A 23,944-nucleotide genomic window follows, 5' to 3' on the forward strand; every position below is an offset into this window, starting at 1 on the left:
ATTTGAACCCTCTTGCGTGCAGACCTGCAAGAGGGTTCGCTTTCGTTTTATGCTTTTACCTAGTATGCTGCCTCGTTACTGAAAGGGGAAGGAGGGGATTGTTCCCCTTGCTCGATATTGAATATAAAACACCCCCTATTCTATACATAAGAGGGTGCTCAATAGTTATTTATCTTTTGAAATTTCTTTTCTGTCTGGGGCAAGTGGCGGTTGTTCAAGCCATTTCTTTTTGGTCATTAAATTGAACCATTCTTTTGTAACCATGATGTTTTTTAATATGACTTTTTCATAAGTTGTTGCAAGATCTGCTCGCATAGCGGCTGCAAGTCCTGTTCCGTGGTAACTTTGTGCAGATTGCAATAAGAAACCGATGTGATATAGCATTAACTTATCTGAAAAAGGAGAATCCTGTGATGTGGTGACTTCAGATTCCCAAGACATAGGAACAGGTAAATTATCCTTTTTCAATAATTTAGCTAATGATTGAATTTGATTATCTGATGTTTCTTGTGCAGATTTCAAAAACTTTCTAACCTCTTTTGATTGTGTCACTTGACTAAATCCAATGGAAAGGGATTTTTCCGTTATTTTCTTTTTGATATTAAACGAAAGAGCAATAATTTCCGTGGCAGCTAAAGGACGATGCCCTCCAACAATTTGTACAAATTGTTGTCCAGAGATAAATTCAGGATGGTTATCGGGATAAAAGTAAGGGGTTCTTTGAAAATGCCCTTTTTCCAGTAATAATTCAATTGTTTGATGGTACATTCTCTTTCCGTCATTATCACACGAATCATAAAAATCTCTTAAGTCGTTCCTCACAGAAGCAGTAAGGGATGTTGTATGCCCTAATAATCCGTGCTGGGTTATAACGTGCAAATAATGCAAACAGAATATGTCGGAAAACAGCCTTTTTGCTCCTCGATTAAGGTCTGATTCAGTAAACCCAATGGGAACGGGGAATCCCTCGTTTTTAAGGAATGTTGATATCTGTTTCTTTTGTTTATTAAATGTCTGTATAGCGTCATCAAAAAGAGCTTTTATCTTTTCATCTTCTACAATGGATATCATATACTTGTTTACAATATCAACTGCAGTCCCATTTACATACTCCCCCCACAATGTGCCGATCTCTGCAGAGGTAAGTTTTAAATTCTCCTTATCCATACAATCACCTCAATCTTTATGGTCCCCAATTTATAATAATTTATTTTGGCATGTTAACAATAAGCAAAGGATACAGAAATGTTTTACACAGTATTAATCGGGAATAAAAGCTAAGGAAATATTAAAATGGAGTGGCTGTATATGTCGTCCCAAGTCGCACACTGTATCGAAAGTATGTTTGAAAAGGAAGAAATTATTAATCAACCCTACCCAATTTTCCCATATGGAAGAAAGATTGTTGATCATACGGGGGATTTTATGGTTTTCTTTTACGATGAAAGAACAAATCAAGTGATTTATTTTTTTAAAGAAGCTGAAGATTATTGGTTTTGTTGTTAATATAGATTGGTTAAATGGATTCTTTCTTCCTACCGTATATATGATATTAATATTCTCAAACTTTTTTCAAAGCGATATTTATTAGCTCAACCCTGTGTATGTTTAGGTTGAGCTTAACTTTTCTTAAGGAAAGGAAACATATACGTTTCCATCTTTCAGGAGATCCGATATATGTAAGTGGAAAAGGGGGAGATAGTTTGAAGAGACTGCAGGAACGACTTCAGGGAACAGAACAAGCATTAGACAGATTACAAGAGGTTATAGAGATTTCTATTCCCTCTATGGTGGAAAGAGATGCCGGAATTCAGCGTTTTAAAGTTAGTTTCCAAGCCGCCTGGAAGACTGCCAAAGAATATTTGTATAGAGTTGAAGGATTAGATGTCGTTTCACCAAAAGGAGTCTTGCGTTCTTCTCGGGAGCTGGGAATACTCTCTGAAGATGAAACGGCTCTGGGACTTCAAATGACAGATGATCGTAATCTTACGGTTTATGCCTACGAAGAACAGCTTGCTGAAGAGATTTTTTATAAAATACCGCAGTACTATCAGCTTATGCGCGAGTGGATGAGGAGGATTAGTGGTAGGGTGTGTTGAAACGGATTTTAATAAAATAAAACATATTAGCTTATTTGTTAACGGTTTTTTCGTAGAGAACAGTTCTCAAAGACAGTTCGGTGGTCAATCAGGGAAGAAATGTCGTAGAGACTGGTTCTCAAGGACATTTGACCGCTCAATCAGACTGGAATTGTCCGAGAGACCGGTTCTAACATACATTCCACTCTTCACCCACAAAAAAAGCCTGCCCCGCGGCAAGCCCACTAAAAAATCCTAAAGCACATAACTATAAACACAGAAAAAGTGAAACAGGCTTCCGATCATGATGAAGATATGAAAAATCTCGTGGAAACCGAAATGCTTGGTTGCCAAAAATGAAGGCTTTAACCAGTAAATCACCGCTCCAACCGTATAGAATAAGCCGCCAAGCAATAACAGAACAATTCCTCCTGTTCCCAGCACTGGAGCGAGTGAGGAGATAAAGAAGACCGCAATCCAGCCGAGTCCAACATACAAAGCTGTTGACAAGACCCTGGGGGAATGGAACCAAACCATTTTGAACGTCACTCCTGCCAAGGCGAGGGTCCAGACCACACCAAAAAGCACCCAGCCGGAGACGCCATTTAAACCGATCAGCAAAATAGGAGTATAGGTTCCTGCGATCAGCACATAAATCATCGCGTGGTCGATTCTGCGCAGAAAGGCGATCACCCGGTCTTTGGCGACAACCATATGATAGGTCGCAGAGGCTGAATACAAAAGGATCATGCTAATACCGAAAATAATCACTGACATAATTACAAGCGCAGATTCCGTGGTGATTGAGGCTTTAATCACCATTGCCAGCAGCCCTGCAAAGGCCAAGATAGCTCCAACCAAATGCGTCAAACCGTTTACAGGTTCCCGAATATAGATTCCCAAATTATCAACACCTTTTTTTCGTGTATGTAGTTTATAAAACTATATAATCATCATATTAGTATCTCAAGATATAGTCAAGTTTTGCTAATGAAGCAAAATACCGTATAATGGAAGAAAATCGTACAAGGAGTTTCATAATGGAGAATACCAATCAGCTGCTGGACGGGCTGCACCTGGACAGCCAACTATCCTTGGAAGACATTCCCGACCTTGATCTTTATATGGATCAGGTCATTCAGTTGTTTGAGAAGACGTTTGCCGACACCAAGCGGAATGACGAGGAAAAAGTGCTGACCAAAACAATGATTAATAATTATGCAAAAGGCAAACTTTTCTTCCCCGTCCAAAACAAAAAATACACCAAAGATCATTTGATTTTCATCAGCATGATTTATCAGATGAAAGGCGCGCTGTCCATCAATGATGTTAAGACCACACTGAATCAGCTGAATACGAAAATGACAGATGAAGCATTTGATCTGCAAAGACTGTATCAGACGTATCTGGAACTGGCGGAAACCAGCGTGCAAATGGTTACCGAAAATATTAAGGAGCGGCAGGAAGAAGTGAGTGAACAAGTTGCCAAATTGGACGATCCGGATTCCAAGTATCTGCAACAATTATTATCTGTTACCATGCTCGCGAATATGAGTAATTTTTACCGGCGGGCGGCAGAGAAAATTGTGGATGATATCGCTGCAGAACGGGAGGAGAAGGAGTAATATGGGAAACAGCACGCGAAAAGGCAGGCTGAAACTCAGCATTCTGGATCAGTCTCCGGTAACTCCCGGAAAAACAGCAAAAGAAGCTTTGGAGGCGACGGTGGAACTTGCCAAAGCCGCGGATCGTATGGGTTACGACAGGTACTGGGTTGCCGAACATCATGATCTCACCGGCCTGGCCAGCCCTGCACCGGATATCCTGCTTGGACTGATTGGAGCGCAAACGGAAAACATCCGGATAGGCTCGGGAGCTGTGCTTTTGCCTCATTACCGACCATACCAGGTTGCCGAGCGCTATAACCTGCTTGCCACGCTTTATCCGGGGCGCATTGATCTGGGAATTGGCCGGGCGCCGGGCGGGTCGGCAGAGGCCTCGATCGCACTGTCAGGTAATTTTCTCGAACAAGTCAAAAATATGCCCGAGAAACTGGATGAGCTACTAAGATTTTTGCAGCAGGATTTTCCGGACGAACACACTTATGCAAAAATCAAAGCCTCCCCGGTTCCGGACCACCCGCCTGTTCCATGGCTGCTAGGCACTAGTGAAAAGAGTGCGATACTTGCCGCGGAAAAAGGCATGTCCTATGCATTTGCCCACTTTATGACCGATCAGGACGGCCCGGCTATTTTGGAGAAATACCGGGAAACTGGTAAAGGTGCTACGCTGGTTGCGGTCTCCGTGATTTGTGCGGAAACTACGGAGGAAGCGGAAGATCTTGCTTTTCGGAGCATGCTTCAGCGTATACGACAGGAAGCGGATGGCACGCAGACCGAAACACTTTCCGATGAGGAAGAAGAAAAGCTGAATGAAATGCGTGAGAAGACCATTATCGGAAACCCGTCAGAAGTCAGAGAGCAATTACTGGAACTAAGCAAAGCCTATCAAACCGATGAATTGATGATTGTTACGATCACTCCGGATTACCAGACCCGAAGAGAATCCTATGAATGGGTTGCACGTGCATTTGATTTAACTGCAAGGTAATAAGGGAGGAGCAACATCCCCGGGAAAACAATTCAAAAGGAGCAACGCAGACTTATTGCGTTGCTCTTCATAAGTTATCGGTTCGGTGTCTTTATGTCCGTGAACTTAAGCTATTCTTCGTCACTGATTGCACCGAATACAATGATTTCTGTTCCTTATTTCTTCCGAACAGGCATCCAAACTTCACTATAAGCGTAATCCTTTTTATGATTATCCATTTTCGTAAAAGAAAAAGCAGGAGCATTGATTACTTCATAATCAGAAGAAGGAAGCCATTCTGAATATGTTTTTGCCATTGTATCCTGCAACGTAGATGGAAATGGCCCTTCATTTGGAAATATTGCCCAAGTATAGGCTTCGACTGGCACTTTTTTTAATAGATCACTTACTTGATTTTTACTCGTTAATATACCTATCAAATGAGTTAAATTTCCTTCTTCTTTTAAGAAATTAGCGTCAGCATCATAAGAAGCATTAACAATTTCATAAGGCACCATATTTTGAAGTGAATGCATTTCTTCCTTTTGTTTATCCGTTATGCTTTCCGCAAGCTTTACAATTTCGTTATTAACACCTTCAAATTGCATAGGAACACGTTTACTTACACCGACTAAATTAAATGCTGGTTTGTCTTCAATTCTAAATTCCATACTTGTTCCTCCTTTAACAGTTATTACAAATGAAAGCTTGGGATACGATTTGCTTATTCCTTTTTTCATAACATCTGAGGGTAAAAACCCACTCCAATTTTTAAATGCTCTTGTAAATCCATCTACTGACTGATAGCCATATTTAAAGGCAACATCCGTTACTGTCACCCCATTCAATAAATCCTTATTTGCTTCCGACAATTTTCTGTTTCTTATATATTCACTTAACGTCAGCCCTGAGAGATAAAAAAATATCTTTCTAAAGTGATAGTCGGAAACCCCGGCATACTCGGAAATTTTTTCAAGAGATAGTTCATCCGTTAAATGATCTTCAATATAGTCAATCACCAAGTTTAATTCTTTTAGCAATATATCCCTCCTTTTCATGTCTACATAATAGCAAAACAACTTTAAAAATACTCGACATTTTTAACATAAAAAATATCGATTTGTTAAATCTTATTTAAACTGTTTCGGCCCCAGCGGTTATACAATATCACACGCCTATCTTTATTCTTCATAAAATCATCACACACAGTTAATCCGCACTTTACATCCAGGTGATAGACTTGATATACAATAGGAGGGAGGAAAAACATGAGTATACGAGCGTTGTTTATTGATATGGATGGTACGTTATTGACATCATCAAATGAGGTTTCACAGCGCAATGTGGAAGCGATCAACCGATTGATCAATCAGGGTGTGAAAGTTTTTCTGGCGACAGGGCGTCAATATGAGATTACAGCACCTTACCATCATCTGCTTGGCTTGAAGGCGCCGATGATCTGCCTGAATGGTGCTTCTATTTATGATGGGTTCACGGGTAGGGTTGTTCAGATGACTCCGGTTGTGTTGGATGAGACGCATTTTCATCAAGTCATGAATGAAAACTCGTGCAATGTCATTGTACACACAGCCGACGGTCTTTATTGCGACAAGAAGTACAAAGAGGTGGATGAGTGGACTAGGGAAGGTAAGGTTCCGCCAAGATATATAGGCGATTTGCGTCATGCAGATTACCGGAACGTGCTGAAATACCATGTCAAAACCGGCTGTCATGGCTCGCAAATGTCCCATTTGTTCCGTGATGCTGCGGATGTCATTGACTGGCAAGACGGGTTTGAGATAGTTGCCCCTGGTGTTTCCAAATGGGCTGCCATTCAAACACTTATTCAAGCGTTTGGCATTAATCCGGAAGAAACAGCAGCCATCGGCGACGGTCCAAATGATATCCAAATGCTGCAGCATGCTGGGTTTAGCGCGGCCATGGCGAATGCTGGTGAAGAAGTAAAAGCGGCCGCAGATGTTACTACCGGTCATCATGAACAGGATGGTCTGGCCGAATTTATTGAAAAATATCTGGTTCATTCATATGCTATCTGAGGTGTGACTGAACTTTTTGTTGTTCATTTGCGTTACAATTTTGTCCTTTTCTTTAAATATATAATTTACCCTACCTTTACCATCATCATAGTAAACGATCACATAATCATCGGTATAATCCGTAACCTTTTTCCCGTATGGTAAATGGCCATAATCCTCTATGATGACTTCCCTTAGATCGTCAAAGGTTTCTCTAATCCATTTCATCACACTTGCTTTGCTTCCCATTATTTTTCCCTCCACGAACTTTACAGTTATGTTACAAATACTTCCCCGATTTAATCACTTTGTAAACTTCATGGATACAGAAATTCAAGATTTCTCATTCCTCCATAACAAAATCCATATCCAAGTTACAGGATATGAATTTTGTTGTTACCGAGGTGAGCAGTTACCACGATCGGATATTTAAGTTATCTATTGTTAGCTAAGTTCCTTAAAAGTCTCCTCAATCATTTTATCCACATGAATGTCCGTGGTATTCAGCAATTCAACATCCAAATCTCCATCTTTTAGAATCATTGGAAGTTCCGTACATCCCAAAATCAGCCCATCCAGATTTTCTTTCTCGATCATTTTTTGACTGATTTTCTGAAAATCCTTTTTTGTGTCCGGATTAACGATACCATTTTCCAGTTCATCGACAATCTTTTGATGAATATATTTCTGATCATCCTCATCCGGTACAACAATTTCCTTATTGCTTGATTGGAACGGTTTTTTGAAAAAGTCATGTTCCATCGTAAATTTTGTTCCCAGAAGACCTACCCTTTTTAGATTCCGTTCATCCGCTTTATCATATGTTGCTTCAACAATGCTGATCATCGGGGTACTGACTTTTTCACGAACCTCCTCGAAAACAATGTGTGGGGTATTTGCAGAAATAACAATGAAGTCCGCCCCAATGGTTTCCAATTTTTGCGCTGCAGTCCCTACATAATCGATTAATCCTTGCAAATCGTCATCGGAAATGAATTGAAAAATGTTGTACATATTGATGCTATTAATAAACAATTCAGGGAGTTTCTGTTTGCTGTTCACCTTTTCCTGATATTTCTTAATGAATGATTGATAGTATTCTACGGTTGATTCTGGTCCCAAACCTCCAATAATGCCTGCTTTTTTCATTGTATCCCGTCCTTTTTAATGAATATTTAAACGACTACTTTTATGTTACCATAAGTAGACTTATCTGTATAAATGTTATAATTACCTCAGAACATACTGTGAAACGAGGGTCCACCATGGAAAAAATCATGATCGTAGAAGATGACTTAAAAATAGCCGATTATCTGAACACGTACATAGAAAAATACGGCTACGATGTGTTAAAGGCGGATGATTTTGAAAAACTGATGGACGTATTCCGGAAATTTCAGCCGGATCTTGTGCTCTTAGACATTAACCTGCCGCGTTTTGACGGGTTCTACTGGTGCAGGCAAATTCGTCTTGAATCGATTTGTCCGGTCATATTTATTTCGGCCAGGACGGGGGAGATGGACCAGGTGATGGCACTGGAAAACGGCGGGGATGATTTTATCACCAAGCCATTTCATCCAGATGTGGTGATGGCAAAAATACGCAGTCAGTTGCGTCGGGCATACGGAGAGTATGCTGCTCAAGGGAATGAACGGATTTTGCAGAAAGAGGGGTTGAAGCTCTTGCCGGAACGTCTGGAGCTCCGATTTCATGATGATGTGGTTTCGCTCACCAAAAAAGAGGCGGATATTATCGAAACCCTGATGAATCGCCATCCCCGGGTAGCCGGCAGGGAAGATTTGCTGGAAAAGTTGTGGGATGATCAGGTGTATGTGGATGAAAACACACTCAATGTGAATATCACCCGGGTTCGGAAAAAATTTCAGGAGCTTGGAATCACAGGTGCGGTGGAGACCGTCCGGGGAGCTGGATACCGTCTGCATGTGACCTGGAATGGGGCGGAGGAATCATGAAACTATTTATCAAAGAGCATCAGATGTTGATCGCCCTGCAAGGTATTCAATTCGGGCTATTTTTCCTTATCCTCTGGCTGGACGGTTATCGGAATGTCCAAACGATGTTCTACGCGATTTTTCTGGGGCTCTTTCTCTTTTCCTGCTATCTCGTCTATCATTATCTCACGCGAAAGGCATTTTACAAACGGCTGGAGCAGCCAATGAAATCATTGGACGAATCATTACAGCAGACGGATCAGGCGGCAATTGCCGAAGCGCTTGATCACTTGCTGAAGTCGCAGTATCGGCTGTATGAGCAGCGGATTGGTGAAATAGAGGCAAGAAAAGAAGAGCATATGACGTTCATTGATCGCTGGGTTCATCAAATGAAAACACCCCTTTCCGTCATCGATCTGACAGCACAGGATCTGGATGAGCCGGATTCATCGAGCATCCGTGAAGAAACTGATCAGATAAAAACGGGGCTGAGTACGGTGTTGTACATGGCTCGCCTCCGTACGATTGAGCAGGATTTCCGGATCAAACCGGTCGTGTTGGAGGACCTGGTTCGGGACGTAAACCGGGAAAACAAGCGTTTATTTATCCGTAATGAAGTATACCCTCAGCTGGAAAAAGAACGTTCCGGGATCACAGTGGAATCTGATGAGAAGTGGCTCTTGTTCATGATGACCCAACTGATTCAAAATGCGGTGAAATATTCAGCAGGGATCAGTAGACAAATAACTATTTCCCTGTACGAACGCAGTGAGTCCGCCATTTTTGAAGTGACGGATTTTGGCGTCGGGATCCCGGAAGAAGACAGGAACCGTATTTTCCATGCATTTTATACCGGGGAGAATGGCCGCAAGTACAGGGAATCAACTGGTATGGGACTATATCTCGTTAAAGAAGTGGCTGACTATCTGGGACATGAGATTGAGATGGAAAGCATCGTCGGTCAGGAAACAACATTCCGCATCGTTTTTTCGCCGACGCAAAACATTACACAAATGTAAGGTAAATGAAAGGACAATCGATATTTTGTAAGGAGTAGGCGCGATAAACTAAAGACAGAAATTATCAATGAAAGGGGCATAAACATGCTGCAAGTGAAAAATGTAAGTAAAGTGTATGAAGGAAAAATCGCCTATCGCGCCTTGTCAAATATCGATTTGGCTCTGGAAAAGGGAGAATTCGTCGCCATCATGGGGCCTTCGGGAAGCGGGAAAACAACGCTGCTTAATATGGTCGCTACAATCGACACACCGACAACCGGTGAAGTGCTGATTGAGGGGAGTAATCCGCATGTCCTCAGCCGCAATGACCTGGCCAAATTTCGCCGCCGGGAATTGGGGTTTGTTTTTCAGGAGTTCAATCTGCTGTACACACTGACGGTGGAGGAAAATATGGTGCTGCCGCTGACTTTGGACGGAAAACGCGTGAAGGAAATGAATGAGAAAGCAAAGACAATAGCCGAAAAACTGGGCATTTCCGGAATCATGGGCAAGCGGGTTCATGAGATTTCCGGTGGGCAGGCACAGCGGGCAGCGATTGCCAGGGCAATGATCCATCAGCCAAAACTGCTTCTGGCTGATGAGCCGACAGGAAATCTCGATTCGAAAGCATCCAAAGATGTCATGGGCATGCTGGAGACACTGAATAAAAATGAAAACACCACGACGATGCTTGTGACGCATGATCCGCAGGCGGCAAGCTATGCGGACCGGGTTGTGTTTATCCAGGACGGCAAGTTTTACTCTGAAATTCATCGGGGCAAAAGCCGGCAGACATTCTTCCAAAGCATCATTGACACGCTTTCCTTGATGGGAGGGGATGACCGTGACTTTTCGTCAGTTCGCGGTTAATAATGTCCTCCGCAATAAGCGTCTGTATGCTGCGTATTTTTTGAGCAGTCTGTTTACAGTGATGGTGTTTTTTACGTTTGCCATTTTTGCTTTTCACCCTCTGTTTTTCGAGGGCGATATAAGATGGCAAGTATTGTACGGCATGGCTGTGGCAGGCGGGATCATTTATGTGTTTTCCTTCTTCTTTGTGCTTTATTCGATGAGTTCCTTTTTGCAATCGCGAAAAAAGGAATTCGGCCTGTTGATGATGCAGGGGATGTCCACAAGGCAGATCCGGCTGATGGTTTTTATGGAAAATATGCTTATTGGATTTTTTGCGACCCTGACCGGGATTTTGCTTGGGCTTGTATTTGCTAAGACAGTTCTCTTGCTTGCGGAAAATGTGCTGGTGATTGAGGAAACACTTAATTTTTATTTTCCGTTGTGGGCGATTGTCGTAACGTTTGTGTCGTTTATTGCGCTGTTTTTGTTGATTTCCCTGTTTGTGTCGTTTATTCTCAGGACCCGGAAATTGGTGGATTTGATCAAGTCGGACAAACAGTCTAAGGGGGAACCGAAAGCGTCTGTTACGCTGGCTGTTATTGCGGTGGTATTGCTTGCCGCCGGTTATGCAACGGCTCTGTATGTGCAAGGACAGGGAGTTATCATCGCCATGCTGCCGGTTATTATCGTGGTGGTAATCGGAACATATTTGTTGTTTACCCAGCTGAGTGTTTATGTGATCCGGCGGCTGAAGGGCAGCAAGGGTATTTTTTGGCGGAAAACCAATATGGTGCTGTTCTCGGATCTGTCATTTCGGATGAAGGATAACGCCAGAACGTTTTTCATGGTGGCGATTATTTCGACGGTTGCTTTTAGTGCGATTGGTACGTTGTATGGGTTCCAGTCTTATTTGACGAAAAACTTGAAAGAAATGAATCCATATACGTTCATGTATTCTCCTTATGAAGTGGAAGATAACCAGATACAGGAACATACCGAGACGGTTGAAGAAATACTTAACAACCACGATATTCAGACGGAAACAGCTTCGGCTGAATTGGATTATTTTGAGGTGGAAAATAGCGGACCATCTGAAGTATTAATTGCGAAAGAATCGGAGTATAATCGTTTTGCTGAACTTCTTGATGAGGAGAAAGTTGATGCAGCTGAGGGCGAAGCGATTGTCGTTGCAGATAGTTCGAGAGTGTTGATCGGTGCTTCGAAAAAGGAACGGCTGCTGGATGTTCCCATTGAGCTTACGAATGGGGAGCTTGTTCAACCAGATCAATTTATATCGTCCGTTGTCATGCCGGAAATGTATTCCTATTATATTGTGGATGATGAAACGTTCGAAGCTTTGCCGGAACCTGTCGAAACGAAAACGCGTCTAATCTGGCAGCCAACAGAAGGCTCCGAGGAAGCGATCATCGAAGCCGGGGGAATTTTGCAGAGTCAGTTTCCGCCGGGGCTATTCAGCGCGATTGATTATTCCATTTATACCATCAATAAAACTTTTGGCCCTGTGCTGTTTATCGGGCTGTTCATCGGGATTGTGTTTTTCGTATCGGCTGGGAGCTTCCTGTATTTCCGGCTGTATTCCGATCTTGACCAGGACAAGAGAAAATTCAAGTCGATTGCTAAAATGGGCTTGACGGACAAAGAATTGAAGAAAGTAATCAACCGTCAGACAGCGCTCTTGTTTTTTGCACCGATTGTTGTCGCCTTGATTCATGGAGCTGTTGCATTGACAGCCCTGTCAAATTTCTTTGATTACAATCTCGTCAGCGAATCGGCAATGGTGCTTGGCTCGTTTGCGGGCATCCAGATTATTTATTTTCTGGTGGTTAGGTATTTATATACGAAACAGATTAGGCGGGCTGTTTTGTAGCGACGAAGAAAATGGAGGAGGGTTCCTTTGGACCCTCCTCCAAAACATTATGTGTATTGTTTTTTCAATCGCTCAATCTCAGTTTCTACTTCATAAACTCTTTTGTTCAGTGCATCAGTTTTATTATCGAAATGATCAACAATTTTATCAGTGTATAAACCCAAATTCTCGATAAGGTTCTTTTGCAGTTTTTCTTGACCAGCTTCCAGTCTGTTCTGTCCTTGTTTTATTTCATCCACATCTGTACGCATTTCTTTTAGTTCATTCAAAATTTGCTTCATCATCTCTTCCACAAATTTCTCCTCCGTTCAGTTGGTCTTGAACTTATTATACCATCCATAGGTGAAATATAAAGTAAAAATCAAGAAGTTATGATCAGCTTTTACTTTGATATTCTTCCTCATACTCCTCAAAATCCAGCACTTCGATCACATTCGACCAGTGCAGGAATGTCCCGACAAAATCCCTAATATCCAGACCTGGCATTTCGTATGTCTCTGCATCGTTGACCGTTCCTGTTGCATCCTCAATCAATGTCACCTTATATCCACGGTCAAAACCGGCAATGGCGGTGAAATTACAGCAGAACTCCGTATTGAAGCCAATGATGAAAATATGGTCCACTCCCAGGGAACCCAGCTTTTCGGCAAGATTAGTCTGATAAAAAGAGCTGGGGGTGTGCTTCTCGATAATTTCCTCAGCATATGAAGACAGCGAATCATGCAGCTCCGACCCACGAGAGTACTTATACAGAGGACTTTCTTCCACCAGATCAGTGTGACGGGTAAAAAGGACAGGAGAACCAGCCTGCTGGAAATCCTTAATAATCATTTCCATTTTTGCAAGATCTTCTTTAAAATCGCGAAATTCTACAATGGCGTTCTGTACATCAAGTACAAGTAATGCTTTCATTTTTTCTTCCCCCTTGCTAGTTAATTTCGTGAATGACAGAGTGAATTCCTGCCTCCATCGGAAAATTTCCTGGGAATTTGTCAAATGCCTGCCTTCAATCGGCAAAATTTGTCAGATCAACGTAAATGTTTTTACATTATAACAGGAGGAAAGAACCACATCTCTGGAAAAATAACCAGGCTCCATAAATAAAAACCGTGTCAATTGCCTATTTGACACGGTTTTTAACAGGTTTATAGGGAGATAGGACCAGTTTTCTGGCATAATTGGATGCTGGAAAAAGGGTTTTTATGAAGAAATTGAAATATAATTGTAATATTGCTATCATCTGCATGTCATTTTTCTCTGCTATACTACAAATTGCCTAGGAAAAATAATACATAAATTTTAATATATCTCTCATTACTGCATATTATCCAAAAAGCTAACAAGATAAACATACATAGAGAACTTTTGCAGGTGGGACGGAGAAAGCGGGGAATACATAGTGAAAAAAACATTAATGACAGTCACCACAGCTGGTGTGGTCGTGTTGGGAAGTGCATTTTTCGGGGGTTCGGCAGCGCATGCCGATACGGTTGAACAATTAAAGGACCGACAATCACAGATTGAAGCGGACCGGGCGGAGGTCAAAGCAAATCTGTCTGATGCAGAAGCGGAAATTGCCGATGTGCTTTTCGAACTGGAAGAGCTGAACAGCGAAATCGAAAAAGTTGATAATGCGCTTGCAAAGAACCAGCAGACACTGGATAACACGGAAACAGACATCGCCAGCTCCCAAAAGGAGATAGATGACCTGGAAGCAGACATTGCTGCACTGGAAGAAAAGATCGAAAAACGTTTTGAAATCCTAAAAGAGCGAATGGTATCCTACCAGCAGCAGGGCGGCAATATCAGCTTTCTGGAAGTATTATTCGGTTCTCAGAGTTTCGGAGATTTTGTCAACCGCGTATCAGCTGTCAGCAAAATTGCTGATTCCGATGCAGCCCTGATGAAAGAGCAGGAAGAAGACAAAAAAGCAGTAGAAGCTAAACAAGAAGAAGTACAAAGCAAGCTGGATGAGCTTAAAGCCAAGAAAACGGAATTAAAAGAGATCCAGGAAACTATTGAAATTCAAAAAGAGCAAAACGAAGACAAAAAGGCAGCATTGCAGGAAAAAGAAGCAGATTTAACTGCGATGATTTCTGATTTGGAGATGGAAGAGAGCAGCCTGACATCGTTGGAAAAAGAAGTGCAAGTAAGCATTGAGGAAGCAACAGCACCAGCTGTTGCCGTGGCAGACACCACAGATACAAGCAGTGAAAGCAATACGGAAAGCAATGAATCAGCTGCATCTTCTAATAACAGCAGCTCAAGCGAGAGTGACAGCAATTCTGGCGGTGAGTTGACACAGTTAAGCAAAGAAACGGATAATGAAAGCAAGAAAGAGAGCAAGCCTGAAAAAGCTGCATCCAGCGGCAGTGGCATGAGCGCTGTGATCAATGCAGGATTCGCACACCTTGGAACCCCTTATACGTGGAATGGCCAATCACCTGCCGGGTTTGACTGTTCCGGATTTATTGCCTGGGCATTCGCGCAAGGTGGCTATTCGGTTCCATCATACACTGGCGGACTTGCGGGAATCGGCACACAAGTTTCGTACAGCGAGGCACAGCCCGGGGATTTAGTTTTCTTTGACACATACAAGAAAAACGGCCATGTTGGTATTTATCTTGGCGGCGGAAAATTTATTGGCGCACAGAATTCGACAGGCTTAGCAGTAGCTGATATGACTAGCGGCTACTGGGCAGACGAATTTGAAGGTCATGTACGCCGTGTAAATTAATTCATTCAAAAACCATCCTATTTCAGGGTGGTTTTTTTATGTAACAGAGACTGCTGCAATCCCACTCGGCAACTCATCATCACCGCCAATACTGAAGCAGCATCGACGTTGTCACACCAATAGTCACTACCATCAAAGCAGAATGGAAAAACGTCACCTCCGGGATAATCAGCCAGCCGGATAAAAGAATCACACAGTCCATCAGGAAAATAAACACCCCGGCATTGACCTTTGTGATATTGGAAACAATGAGAGCAATTAAATCCGTACCGCCTGTTGAGATCTCCGAATGCAGCATTACCCCAATCCCGGCACCAATCATCACCCCGCCAATTAGTGCGCTGACCAACATCGGCGCAGGCTCCCAAGCCGAGAGCGGCTGAAACCAATCAATGAAAAAGGAAGACACGAGCAGGCCGTGGATACCATTGAAGAAATATGTGCGATTATAAAAAAATGCGAGTGCGTACAGCGGGATGCTGATTAATATAATCGTCAGTCCCGGCTGGGCGCCAAACGCATATTTTGCAATTAAACCAATCCCCATGATGCCCCCGTCTACCAAATGGTTGGGAATGACAAAATAATTCACCCCTAGGGCGATCAGGAGACTCCCGAGCAATATAGCCAGTCCTTTTTTCAGCAATAGGCTCCCACCTTGTCCAAACATCCTTATTATGATCGTATGACAGGCAGAATGTTGTAGAACTTTTTTCTTCTTTTAAAAAAATCCACAATTTTGAAACCCATATGCTCTTCTTTTCGTAGTACATTTATGCTATAATTATTAAAATTATCTAATATTCAAAGGGGAGTCATGATTGGAAAACACAGCGATTGATCAGGCAAAAGAGGCATTAAATCAAGTTATTTACGGCAAGGAGGAGGTTACCGACCTGCTATTCGTGGCCTTGCTGGCACAGGGACATGTACTGCTGGAAAGTGTGCCGGGGACGGGGAAGACGAAATTGGCGAAGAGTTTTGCCAAAGTGATGGACGGCGAATTCAACCGGGTGCAGTTTACTCCGGATGTCTTGCCGAGTGATGTCACAGGGATTCGCTTTTTCAATCCGAAAACACAGGAATTTGAACTGCGGGTTGGACCAGTAGTCTCCAATGTGCTGCTTGCCGATGAAATTAACCGTGCAACACCGAAAACCCAGTCGAGTCTTTTGGAAGTAATGGAAGAATACCAGGCAACAATCGACGGAGAAACTGTAAGTGTTGATGCACCATTTATTGTATTGGCGACACAGAACCCGGTGGAAAGCAACTATGGAACTTTTCCATTGCCGGAAGCACAGCTGGACCGTTTTTTATTCAAAATCGATTTAGGTTATCCATCGATCGATGAAGATAAAGCAATTTTGCGTACATACAGGACAAGCGACCCATATGATAGGATCATACCAACCCTGACCCTGGAAACCATTCGCGAGCTGCAGGAAGAAATGAAGCAAGTCACCCTGTCCGAGGTGGTAACTGATTATTTGTTAAAACTTGTCCACCAGTCCAGGAATCATGCCGAAGTGGATCTTGGTGTCAGCCCAAGGGGGATGCTGGCTTTCATGCGTGCCGCACAGGCCCGGGCATTTTTGCAAAACCGTTCCTATGTCACGCCGGATGATGTGAAAATCCTCGCTCCGTACGTGTTTGAACACCGGCTGATTCTTTCCATGGAAGGATCGATCAAGAAAACGACAGGCGATGTGGTGAATGAAATTATCCAGGAAGTGCCGGTACCGGTGGAAGTGGAAGCGGGGGCCCGGTAATGTGGAGAAAGGTATACGGGGCAGAGCATTACAAAAGCTTTGAATACACGGCATTCGCCCTCGTGGTGTTCCTGTTAATGGGCGTTATTTTTCAGATCCCGCTCGCGTTCATTGCGGTAGGGGTGTTTGCCGCCTACTTAATTATTTATAAAGTGTATGATAATCAAACCGGCAGACAGCTTGCCGTCAAAAACCCCACAAAAACCGTGAAGCTGTTCCCTGGGGAGGAGACAGTTTTCACCCTGGAAATGGAAAACCGTTCGATCTTTCCAATGATCAATGGGGAATTGCAATTCAAGCTGGGAGCGGCAATGAAAGCCTACAAGCATACCCGCAGTGATGAGGATTACTGGAAGCAGGTGAATATTCCGCTGTCGGTGCTCAGAAAACGCAAGCTGCGCATGGAAATTCCGGTGATTGCCGAGCACCGCGGAACTTCGCGCATCAACAATATTACCTATCTGTTTCCGCATTTGTTCAGCTTTAACACGGTTTCGTTAAAGTATCAGCCTTTTTACCGCACGGAGTTTGTGGTTTTTCCCAAACCGCTTGCGGTACATGGGGCGGAGGAAGTTTTTCATATGTTCCCCGGGACATCGAGAGCTAACTTGTCACCGTTTGAAGACATTCAAAGCCCGCTGGGAACCAGGGATTATAATTACAGCGACCCCTTTCACCGGATTAACTGGAAGGCGTCGGTGAAAACACAGGGGCTGCAGACAAATATTTATGAAAAAGTGGTGGACATGTCCTATGTGTTTCTTGTTAATCTTGGGACGGAGAACCGGATGCACATGTCCAAGTTCAATGAAAACCTGGAGAATCTGTTGTCCTATACCGCTTATTTAAGCCAATATGCCACAGAAAAAGGTTTTCCATATGAGATCTATATTAATGCACGGCGCCCTGGCAGAATCCCGGGAGTTCATCTGGAAGAAGGGGAAGGAAAAGCGCATTACGGAAATGCATTAGAGATGCTGGCGCGGATTCATAAGCAGTCGGTGATTACACCGTTCAATGAGCTGCTTTACCATGCAGGCAAAAATTTCTATAATCCGAAAACGATTATTCTGGTCGGAGAATTGCCGGCCGGTGCCGGAGAGATTGTGCAAAGCTGGAGGCGTGCCCAGCACACGGTCTATCAAGTTCAGGAAACAGATGACGGGGCATTTGTTCAGCCGATGGCAAGGGATGTGATGAAATATGCAGAGTAGACATCCGCTCATCACCTATGCGTATCATTTTCTCAGTGAAACAATTATTATCTTTATTCTTGCTGTTCCGTTTTTTCATCACCGGTTTGCGGGCGTACCCTACTGGGATTACCTTGCCGTGATTTTCGGAGCAACCGTGCTGTTTTCGCTGATTACTGCTTTTACCAGAAGCTATATTTGGTATTGGCTGATGCTGCCGGCACTGCTTTTTGTGTTCAGCATGCTGGATTTTCCGATGTTGTTTGTCGTGTTGTTTAGTATTTTATTTGTCTGGCGCTATATGGCGATTCGTAAAGAGGAAGGGATCAACCGGGAGAATCGCTATTTGGTGATTACCATGGTTTTGACGGTGCTTGTGAGCCTTCTTGTTAGTGATACACGGATTTTACTGTTTCCGTTTGTGCAGTTTGCCTTTTTGACACTTGGCTATATCGCGAGTCATTTTGCGGTGATGGAGGAGCGCGACCGTAAGCAATTTGATCTGAAGACGCCATTACTCTTTGGAGGGATTTTTGGTGGAGCTGCGCTTGGTTTGTATCTGCTGTTTGACGGTGTGCGTTATTTCGTGCTCGGCTTTTGGAATATTTTCCGGATGGCGATCGATAGCACCATTAATTTTATAGCGAATAACATTCTCAGTTTCTGGGATGTGGAAAAACGAACCTGGGCAGATCTGCCGGAGCAGGACGTCGAGTATCACGGAGACGGCTATTGGAATGAACTGCAGGAATTTTCCGCAACCAATGCAATGGCGCCCTTCTTGGTGATTGGGATTATTCTGGTTGTGGCAACTGTCGTGGTGGCGATTATTTATTTCTTATGGAAGCGTACGTCAAAGGATCCAAAACAGCAGGTGGAAACCAGTGAGGGCATCACCTATTACGAACTGGATGAAAAATCCGGAAAGGGAAATAGTTTCTCAGAAGGCGGCTTGAAGCGGTACTTCACCGGCAGGCTGCATCCAGTAAGAAAAATGGTGCTGCAGTTTGAACGGCGGGCGGCAAAGAACAATAAAGCAAGGAAGCCATTTGAAACAATTGAGGACTGGCTGAAGCGTCTCGGCATGCAGGGTGATCTCGTTGTGTATCAGCGTGTTCGCTATGGCGATACCGAGGTGAGTGCTGAAGAGAGGAAAGCGTTGAAGGAACAATTGCAGAGAATGGAAGAGGGGCTGGAAGGATAAGAAAGCGTGAAATAAAATAAGGATCATCCACTTTAGCGGGATGATCCTGTTTTATTTTATGAAACAAGCCTTAGTCCTACAACAGCCACAATCACCATAGCCATGAACATGAGACGAAGGCGGTCGGTCGATTCATTGTAAAAAATCATTCCTACAATCGCGCTTCCCACGGTCCCTATTCCTGTCCAGACAGCATAAGCAACACCGAGTGGAATGGTTGCCATCGCAACGGACAGCAAACTAAAACTGACAATGAATCCTCCAATAAGAATAAGAAAGCCGCTTCCTTTTTCCCCTTTTGCGATCTTTTGCATGCCGGTCACACCTACAACTTCAAAGAGACCTGCTATAATCAGTATTAACCAACTCATGAGCGCTCTCTCCTTTCAGATGCTTCACCCGTTACGGTTTTCAGACCGATGACCCCCGTAAGCAGAAGGATAACAAACAGGATCATCCAAATATTAATGGAAGCATTGAAAAAGACAATATCCACAATCACTGTTCCGACGGTCCCGAGCCCGGCAAAAACCGCATAAACCGTGCTTGTAGGAAGGACAGTTGCGGCTTTAAGGAGCAGCCAAAAGCTGATAAAAACAGCAATTGCTGTCAACGTCCATGTCAGTGTATCATTCGCATATTTAAGTCCTGTTGCCCAACCTACTTCAAAAGTGGCAGCAAGAACAACTAATAGCCACTTCATATTTTGCAAACTCCTTTTCTTTTGATAAGATATATAGAAAGAAATCAAACTAACTAACGGTAGTAAGTATATCATATGGTATAATGAATGGCAATCCGTTTTTTTTAATGATTATTTTCTAAAAGTATGGGACTTCGGTTACTCGTCCCACCGAAAAGCGTTTGTTGTTTTATCACAATATCTATAGACTGCCACGTAAATCAGTGAGTTTCATGATCGCCGCTGCGGAAAGTGAGGGGTATTTCCGCAGCGGCAGGGTAAGTCGCAGTTTCCATCAACTCCGAAATAAATAAGCAACAGAACTTACGAAAAGAGCCTTTTTAATTAAGGGGGTATCGCCAATGTCACCAACGACGCGAGACAAAATCATCCAAACAGCACTTTCATCATTTGCGGTGAGCGGATATGAAGGTACCACGCTTGCACATATCGCTGAAACGGTTGGCATTAAAAAGCCGTCGCTGTATAATCATTTTTCAAGTAAAGCCGACCTATTCTTTACCGTAGCTGAAAAGGTCATGAAGGAATTGATGGACGTCATGACCACAAGTGCGCGTGAGCATCAGGAAAAGGCAATCGACAAACGAATATATTTACTATTAACAGATAGCACTGATTTTATTTTTCAAAAACATGAAGGCATGATGTATAAACGGTTAATGTTATTTCCGCCTGCAGAACTCGCTGAAGATGTAGCGAGCCTTGTACAAAAATGGGAAGAAAAACTTGATCAGTTATTGACCAATCTTTATGAAGAGGGGCTGAATGAAGACGTGTTTAATAATTGTTCGTTTCCTGTATTCCGATCGGGTTTTTATTGTTTGATGGATGGTCTGTTTACAGAAAGATTTATTTATCCTGAAACAGTATTTAAGGAACGTTCGGAAGGCGCATGGGCGGTTTTTTGGCGCGGGGTTTCCGGGTAAGAGTGCTGATTCCTCATGTTTACTCCCTTCCTTTACCGGTTAAATACTAGTAGACAAGGATTTACTGGATGGAAGGAGTATGGACGAATGATGGATCTGACAAAAGAAATTAAAAAGCTGGAAAGCATCCAGAGAGACGATGCGAATAAAGTATTTACCATGTATTTGAACACGGACCCGTCCGATCCTGAGCAGCAGGGCGGCGAGTGGAAAATTCACTTAAAAAACGGACTGCGAAATTTTGAAAAGTATCTGCAGGAAGATGATAATAAAGAAGAGTTGAAGAATTACCAGACGGTGAAAGAAAAGGTTCAGCGGTTTGTGGAAGGCAATGAACAGAATTACGGAAAAGGCGTGATTGTCTTTGCGACTGCGGATGAGGAAATCTGGTTTGCCGAGCGGGTGCAAATGCCGATTAAGACTGAATTTTTTTGGCAGGAGACACCTGAACTCGGACAATTGAAGCATTTAAGCGAATCCTATCCGAAGTCCGGGATTATTCTCGTGCAGCAAAATGAAATCAAAGTCATCGAAGCATACCTGAATGAAATTGAAGAGACCTATTCCTATGAACTGGACATCAATACAGACGACTGGCGGGAAAAAACCGGTCCGCGTAAAATAGGCAGTGCCAATTCAACTCTCGGAGGGACGAACAACCAGACGGATGATTTCAAAGCGAGATTTGAAGCAAACAAACAGCGCTGGTATAAAAAGATCGCACCGAAGCTGGACAAACAGGCGAAAGACCGCAGCTGGGAGAAAATTTATGTGGTCGGTGAGCCCGGTCAATCCAACGAGCTGAGTGAACAAATGAACAAACCGGCAGATGATGTGATACAGAAAAATATGCTTGACCATGAAGAATCGAAGGTGTTGGAAGAGATTTACGGATAAGAAAGAATGTGCAAAATAAGGCCTGTCGTCATATAACTTGACGGCAGGCCTTATTTTCTTCTCATTTTATTTCTCCCTCACGCACTCTGACAACTCGGACACAACCCATAAATCTCAAACTTATGCCCCTCAATATCATAATTACCCAAAGCTTGGCGTACCTCATCCATCGGGCAGACGGCAATTTCTTTCGTCGTTCCGCAGGCATTGCAGATGAAATGATGGTGATGATGATGCGTGCAATTTAACCGAAAGTGCTTCTCGCCGTTTAATTCCGTCGTCTCCAAAATCCCAACTTCATCGTACAAATGCAAGTTACGATACACTGTGTCAAAGCTGATGCCTTCATAGGTCGCTTCCAAGTGCTGCAGCAAGTCCTTTGCTGTGCGGTAACCATCCGCTTTTTCAAAGAAATTGAGAATATCTTTTCGTTTGCCGGTTGTTTTATAGCCTTTATCTTTAAGCAGGTCAATTGCTTCATTTACATTCATTCGGATTCCCTCACTTTCGAAAGGTTAGGTCGCAGTTTTTTTATACCAATGGACAACAGCAAGATTACAATCGAGACCATGACAATCGTTCCGCCTGGCGGGATGCTTAAATAGTACCCCGATATTAATCCTATCATAACAGCTAATTCGCCAAATATCACAGATAAAAACATCATTTGCTTGAACCCTTTGGCCAGCCGCATGCTCGCTGCGACAGGAAGGGTCATTAATGCGGATACCAGGAGCACGCCGACAATTCGGATTGAGGCGGCGATCACCAGGGCGGTCAGTACAATAAACAGCAGGTGAATTCGCTTGGCATGCAGTCCGGACACAGTCGCATGCTCTTCATCAAAGGAAAGTGTGAACAGTTCCTTGTAAAACAGTGCGACAACCCCCACGATGATGATCGAAATGACAAGGATGAGCAGGAAGTCATTTTGGCTGACTGCGGAAACCGAGCCGAATAAGTAATTGAATAAATCCGTGTTAAATCCGTCCGCAACAGAAATGAAAATCACACTCAAGCCCACGCCGCCTGACATAATGATGGGGATGGCCAGCTCCTGGTATGCCTTGTACACACCACGAAGTTTTTCGATCAAAATCGAACCAAGCACGGAAAAAGCCATTCCGCTGTAAAACGGGGTGAGGAAGGTGACGGCAAATTTTTTCTCCATCATCATTCCAAACGCAATGCCAGCGAGGGTTACATGGGAAAGCGCATCCGCAATCAGCGAAAGCCTACGCACAACAATGAAGGTGCCGAGCAGCGGAGCGATGATCCCAATTAATATTCCGGTTAAGAATGTATGTCGTAAAAAGTCATATTGCAAAAAATCGGCCAGCATAAGTCTTCCTCCAAAATTAGTGATTATGAGTGACGATGTTTACCGGATGCCCGTAAATCCGCGATAGATCTTCTCCGGATAGCGAGGTGTACACTTCGGGTTCCCCGTGAAAGTGCAGCGTTTTATTTAGACAGACGAGATCTGTCGCATGCTCGGTCATGATGCCTGTATCATGGGTGACAAGCAGGAGGGTAATCCCGCGCTCCTCATTCAGCTGGTGCAGCAAGTCATAGAAGCGCTTGACATTTTCCTGATCGACGCCTACTGTCGGTTCATCTAAAATTAACAGCTCCGGCTCATTGACTAACGACCTTGCGATAAACACGCGCTGCTGCTGGCCGCCGGAAAGATTGCCAACATTCTCCCTTGCATATTCCAGCATCCCCACCTGGTCAATCGCCTGCATGATCTTTTCTTTGTGCTTTTTAGTTAAAAACTTCAAATAGCCGACTTTGGCGGTCAGCCCCATGGAAACCACTTCAAAGACAGTTGCCGGAAATCCCCGGTTGAACGCATTGGCTTTTTGGGAAACGAATCCCAGCTTATTCCAATTCCGGAACTGCCGGACGGGCTGATTCAAAATCCGGATGGATCCCTGATTTGGCTGCTGCAGGCCAAGGATCAGTTTGATTAAGGTGGTTTTTCCTCCGCCGTTTGGACCTACGAGGCCCATAAAAGCGCCGCGCGGGATTTCCAGGTTGACGTTTTCCAGTATTGTTTTCTCTTCATAAGCAAAGCTGATATTTTCCATGGATACAACAGGGATTGTCATGATGA

28 protein-coding genes are annotated in these 23,944 nt (G+C 43.5%); 15 read left to right on the forward strand and 13 right to left on the reverse strand.

Features of this window, described 5'->3' with window-relative positions; translation table 11 throughout:
* Positions 1 to 165 precede the first annotated feature (165 nt).
* Positions 166 to 1,167 (reverse strand): DUF3231 family protein, encoded by a 1,002-nt coding sequence (locus CEG13_RS16040; RefSeq protein ID WP_100012906.1) that lies wholly within the window; start codon positions 1,165 to 1,167, stop codon positions 166 to 168.
* A gap of 141 nt (positions 1,168 to 1,308) precedes the next feature.
* On the opposite strand from CEG13_RS16040, the gene CEG13_RS16045 reads away from it, so the two are divergent.
* Positions 1,309 to 1,506, forward strand: coding sequence for a hypothetical protein (locus tag CEG13_RS16045; protein ID WP_143469687.1), 198 nt, complete (start codon positions 1,309 to 1,311; stop codon positions 1,504 to 1,506).
* A gap of 197 nt (positions 1,507 to 1,703) precedes the next feature.
* Positions 1,704 to 2,099 (forward strand): HI0074 family nucleotidyltransferase substrate-binding subunit, encoded by a 396-nt coding sequence (locus tag CEG13_RS16050; protein WP_100012908.1) that lies wholly within the window; start codon positions 1,704 to 1,706, stop codon positions 2,097 to 2,099.
* A 234-nt stretch (positions 2,100 to 2,333) separates the two neighbouring features.
* On the opposite strand, the gene trhA is transcribed toward CEG13_RS16050, so the two are convergent.
* On the reverse strand, positions 2,334 to 2,981 hold the full coding sequence (gene trhA / locus CEG13_RS16060; RefSeq protein WP_100012910.1) for a PAQR family membrane homeostasis protein TrhA: 648 nt from the start codon (positions 2,979 to 2,981) through the stop codon (positions 2,334 to 2,336).
* 137 nt (positions 2,982 to 3,118) lie between these two features.
* Between trhA and CEG13_RS16065 the strand changes: the two genes are divergently transcribed.
* Both CEG13_RS16065 and CEG13_RS16070 read left to right on the forward strand, forming a co-directional pair.
* The gene (locus CEG13_RS16065) at positions 3,119 to 3,703 is read left to right on the forward strand and encodes a DUF1836 domain-containing protein (protein ID WP_100012911.1); all 585 of its coding nucleotides are present in this window, start codon (positions 3,119 to 3,121) and stop codon (positions 3,701 to 3,703) included.
* Positions 3,704 to 3,731: 28 nt separating this feature from the next.
* A complete protein-coding gene (locus CEG13_RS16070; protein ID WP_100012971.1) occupies positions 3,732 to 4,688 on the forward strand; it encodes an LLM class flavin-dependent oxidoreductase in 957 nt (318 codons plus the stop codon).
* Positions 4,689 to 4,843: 155 nt separating this feature from the next.
* On the opposite strand, the gene CEG13_RS16075 is transcribed toward CEG13_RS16070, so the two are convergent.
* The gene (locus CEG13_RS16075; RefSeq protein ID WP_100012912.1) at positions 4,844 to 5,707 is read right to left on the reverse strand and encodes an AraC family transcriptional regulator; all 864 of its coding nucleotides are present in this window, start codon (positions 5,705 to 5,707) and stop codon (positions 4,844 to 4,846) included.
* Between the two features lie 228 nt (positions 5,708 to 5,935).
* Between CEG13_RS16075 and CEG13_RS16080 the strand changes: the two genes are divergently transcribed.
* Entirely contained in the window at positions 5,936 to 6,724 is a 789-nt protein-coding gene (locus CEG13_RS16080; RefSeq protein WP_100012913.1) for an HAD family hydrolase, read from the forward strand.
* Here the strand turns inward: CEG13_RS16080 and CEG13_RS16085 are convergent.
* Together CEG13_RS16085 and CEG13_RS16090 are read right to left on the reverse strand one after the other, a co-directional pair.
* The gene (locus tag CEG13_RS16085; protein WP_100012914.1) at positions 6,710 to 6,952 is read right to left on the reverse strand and encodes a hypothetical protein; all 243 of its coding nucleotides are present in this window, start codon (positions 6,950 to 6,952) and stop codon (positions 6,710 to 6,712) included. The two genes, CEG13_RS16080 and CEG13_RS16085, sit on opposite strands and share 15 nt — an antisense overlap.
* A 195-nt stretch (positions 6,953 to 7,147) precedes the next feature.
* Positions 7,148 to 7,852, reverse strand: coding sequence for an aspartate/glutamate racemase family protein (locus tag CEG13_RS16090; RefSeq protein ID WP_100012915.1), 705 nt, complete (start codon positions 7,850 to 7,852; stop codon positions 7,148 to 7,150).
* A 116-nt stretch (positions 7,853 to 7,968) separates the two neighbouring features.
* Between CEG13_RS16090 and CEG13_RS16095 the strand changes: the two genes are divergently transcribed.
* From CEG13_RS16095 to CEG13_RS16110, 4 genes are all read left to right on the forward strand, one after another.
* A complete protein-coding gene (locus CEG13_RS16095; protein WP_100012916.1) occupies positions 7,969 to 8,676 on the forward strand; it encodes a response regulator transcription factor in 708 nt (235 codons plus the stop codon).
* Positions 8,673 to 9,674: a sensor histidine kinase gene (locus CEG13_RS16100; RefSeq protein ID WP_100012917.1), complete on the forward strand. Its 1,002-nt coding sequence runs from the start codon at positions 8,673 to 8,675 to the stop codon at positions 9,672 to 9,674. The genes CEG13_RS16095 and CEG13_RS16100 overlap by 4 nt, the downstream gene beginning before the upstream one ends.
* Positions 9,675 to 9,758: 84 nt before the next feature.
* Positions 9,759 to 10,523 carry an ABC transporter ATP-binding protein gene (locus CEG13_RS16105; protein ID WP_100012918.1) on the forward strand — a complete coding sequence of 255 codons (765 nt, stop codon included), beginning with the start codon at positions 9,759 to 9,761 and terminating at the stop codon, positions 10,521 to 10,523.
* Complete coding sequence (locus CEG13_RS16110) at positions 10,498 to 12,393, forward strand: ABC transporter permease (protein ID WP_100012919.1); 1,896 nt, start codon at positions 10,498 to 10,500, stop codon at positions 12,391 to 12,393. Before CEG13_RS16105 ends, CEG13_RS16110 begins: the two co-directional genes overlap by 26 nt.
* 47 nt (positions 12,394 to 12,440) lie before the next feature.
* On the opposite strand, the gene CEG13_RS16115 is transcribed toward CEG13_RS16110, so the two are convergent.
* Positions 12,441 to 12,677, reverse strand: a complete 237-nt coding sequence (locus CEG13_RS16115) for a hypothetical protein (protein ID WP_239984685.1) — start codon at positions 12,675 to 12,677, stop codon at positions 12,441 to 12,443.
* Positions 12,678 to 12,768: 91 nt separating this feature from the next.
* On the reverse strand, positions 12,769 to 13,305 hold the full coding sequence (locus tag CEG13_RS16120) for an isochorismatase family protein (RefSeq protein WP_100012921.1): 537 nt from the start codon (positions 13,303 to 13,305) through the stop codon (positions 12,769 to 12,771).
* A 487-nt stretch (positions 13,306 to 13,792) separates the two neighbouring features.
* On the opposite strand from CEG13_RS16120, the gene CEG13_RS16125 reads away from it, so the two are divergent.
* Entirely contained in the window at positions 13,793 to 15,130 is a 1,338-nt protein-coding gene (locus CEG13_RS16125) for a C40 family peptidase (RefSeq protein WP_239984680.1), read from the forward strand.
* Between the two features lie 79 nt (positions 15,131 to 15,209).
* Here the strand turns inward: CEG13_RS16125 and CEG13_RS16130 are convergent, their stop codons facing one another.
* On the reverse strand, positions 15,210 to 15,776 hold the full coding sequence (locus CEG13_RS16130) for a YitT family protein (protein WP_100012923.1): 567 nt from the start codon (positions 15,774 to 15,776) through the stop codon (positions 15,210 to 15,212).
* 175 nt (positions 15,777 to 15,951) lie between these two features.
* On the opposite strand from CEG13_RS16130, the gene CEG13_RS16135 reads away from it, so the two are divergent.
* From CEG13_RS16135 to CEG13_RS16145, 3 genes are read left to right on the forward strand one after another with little or no spacing between them, the layout of a single operon-like run.
* Positions 15,952 to 16,902 (forward strand): AAA family ATPase, encoded by a 951-nt coding sequence (locus tag CEG13_RS16135; RefSeq protein ID WP_100012924.1) that lies wholly within the window; start codon positions 15,952 to 15,954, stop codon positions 16,900 to 16,902.
* Positions 16,902 to 18,116 carry a DUF58 domain-containing protein gene (locus tag CEG13_RS16140; RefSeq protein WP_100012925.1) on the forward strand — a complete coding sequence of 405 codons (1,215 nt, stop codon included), beginning with the start codon at positions 16,902 to 16,904 and terminating at the stop codon, positions 18,114 to 18,116. Before CEG13_RS16135 ends, CEG13_RS16140 begins: the two co-directional genes overlap by 1 nt.
* A complete protein-coding gene (locus tag CEG13_RS16145; protein WP_100012926.1) occupies positions 18,106 to 19,299 on the forward strand; it encodes a DUF4129 domain-containing protein in 1,194 nt (397 codons plus the stop codon). Before CEG13_RS16140 ends, CEG13_RS16145 begins: the two co-directional genes overlap by 11 nt.
* Positions 19,300 to 19,355: 56 nt before the next feature.
* On the opposite strand, the gene CEG13_RS16150 is transcribed toward CEG13_RS16145, so the two are convergent.
* Both CEG13_RS16150 and CEG13_RS16155 read right to left on the reverse strand, forming a co-directional pair.
* Complete coding sequence (locus tag CEG13_RS16150; RefSeq protein ID WP_100012927.1) at positions 19,356 to 19,670, reverse strand: DMT family transporter; 315 nt, start codon at positions 19,668 to 19,670, stop codon at positions 19,356 to 19,358.
* Positions 19,667 to 20,002 carry a DMT family transporter gene (locus CEG13_RS16155; RefSeq protein ID WP_100012928.1) on the reverse strand — a complete coding sequence of 112 codons (336 nt, stop codon included), beginning with the start codon at positions 20,000 to 20,002 and terminating at the stop codon, positions 19,667 to 19,669. The genes CEG13_RS16150 and CEG13_RS16155 overlap by 4 nt, the downstream gene beginning before the upstream one ends.
* A 341-nt stretch (positions 20,003 to 20,343) precedes the next feature.
* Here CEG13_RS16155 and CEG13_RS16160 point away from each other — a divergent pair, with 341 nt between their 5' ends.
* Together CEG13_RS16160 and CEG13_RS16165 are read left to right on the forward strand one after the other, a co-directional pair.
* Positions 20,344 to 20,928, forward strand: a complete 585-nt coding sequence (locus tag CEG13_RS16160; RefSeq protein WP_100012929.1) for a TetR/AcrR family transcriptional regulator — start codon at positions 20,344 to 20,346, stop codon at positions 20,926 to 20,928.
* 90 nt (positions 20,929 to 21,018) lie between these two features.
* Complete coding sequence (locus CEG13_RS16165) at positions 21,019 to 21,825, forward strand: VLRF1 family aeRF1-type release factor (RefSeq protein WP_100012972.1); 807 nt, start codon at positions 21,019 to 21,021, stop codon at positions 21,823 to 21,825.
* Positions 21,826 to 21,902: 77 nt separating this feature from the next.
* On the opposite strand, the gene CEG13_RS16170 is transcribed toward CEG13_RS16165, so the two are convergent.
* Genes CEG13_RS16170 through CEG13_RS16180 form a run of 3 tightly spaced genes read right to left on the reverse strand, consistent with a single transcriptional unit; the run spans position 21,903 to position 23,939 of the window.
* Complete coding sequence (locus tag CEG13_RS16170) at positions 21,903 to 22,316, reverse strand: Fur family transcriptional regulator (protein ID WP_100012930.1); 414 nt, start codon at positions 22,314 to 22,316, stop codon at positions 21,903 to 21,905.
* Positions 22,313 to 23,167, reverse strand: coding sequence for a metal ABC transporter permease (locus tag CEG13_RS16175; protein WP_100012931.1), 855 nt, complete (start codon positions 23,165 to 23,167; stop codon positions 22,313 to 22,315). The genes CEG13_RS16170 and CEG13_RS16175 overlap by 4 nt, the downstream gene beginning before the upstream one ends.
* A 16-nt stretch (positions 23,168 to 23,183) precedes the next feature.
* The gene (locus CEG13_RS16180; protein WP_100012932.1) at positions 23,184 to 23,939 is read right to left on the reverse strand and encodes a metal ABC transporter ATP-binding protein; all 756 of its coding nucleotides are present in this window, start codon (positions 23,937 to 23,939) and stop codon (positions 23,184 to 23,186) included.
* Positions 23,940 to 23,944 lie beyond the last annotated feature (5 nt).

The organism is Lentibacillus sediminis (genome assembly GCF_002763455.1).
In the GTDB taxonomy this organism is placed as follows: Bacteria; Bacillota; Bacilli; order Bacillales; family Amphibacillaceae; genus Lentibacillus_D; species Lentibacillus_D sediminis_A.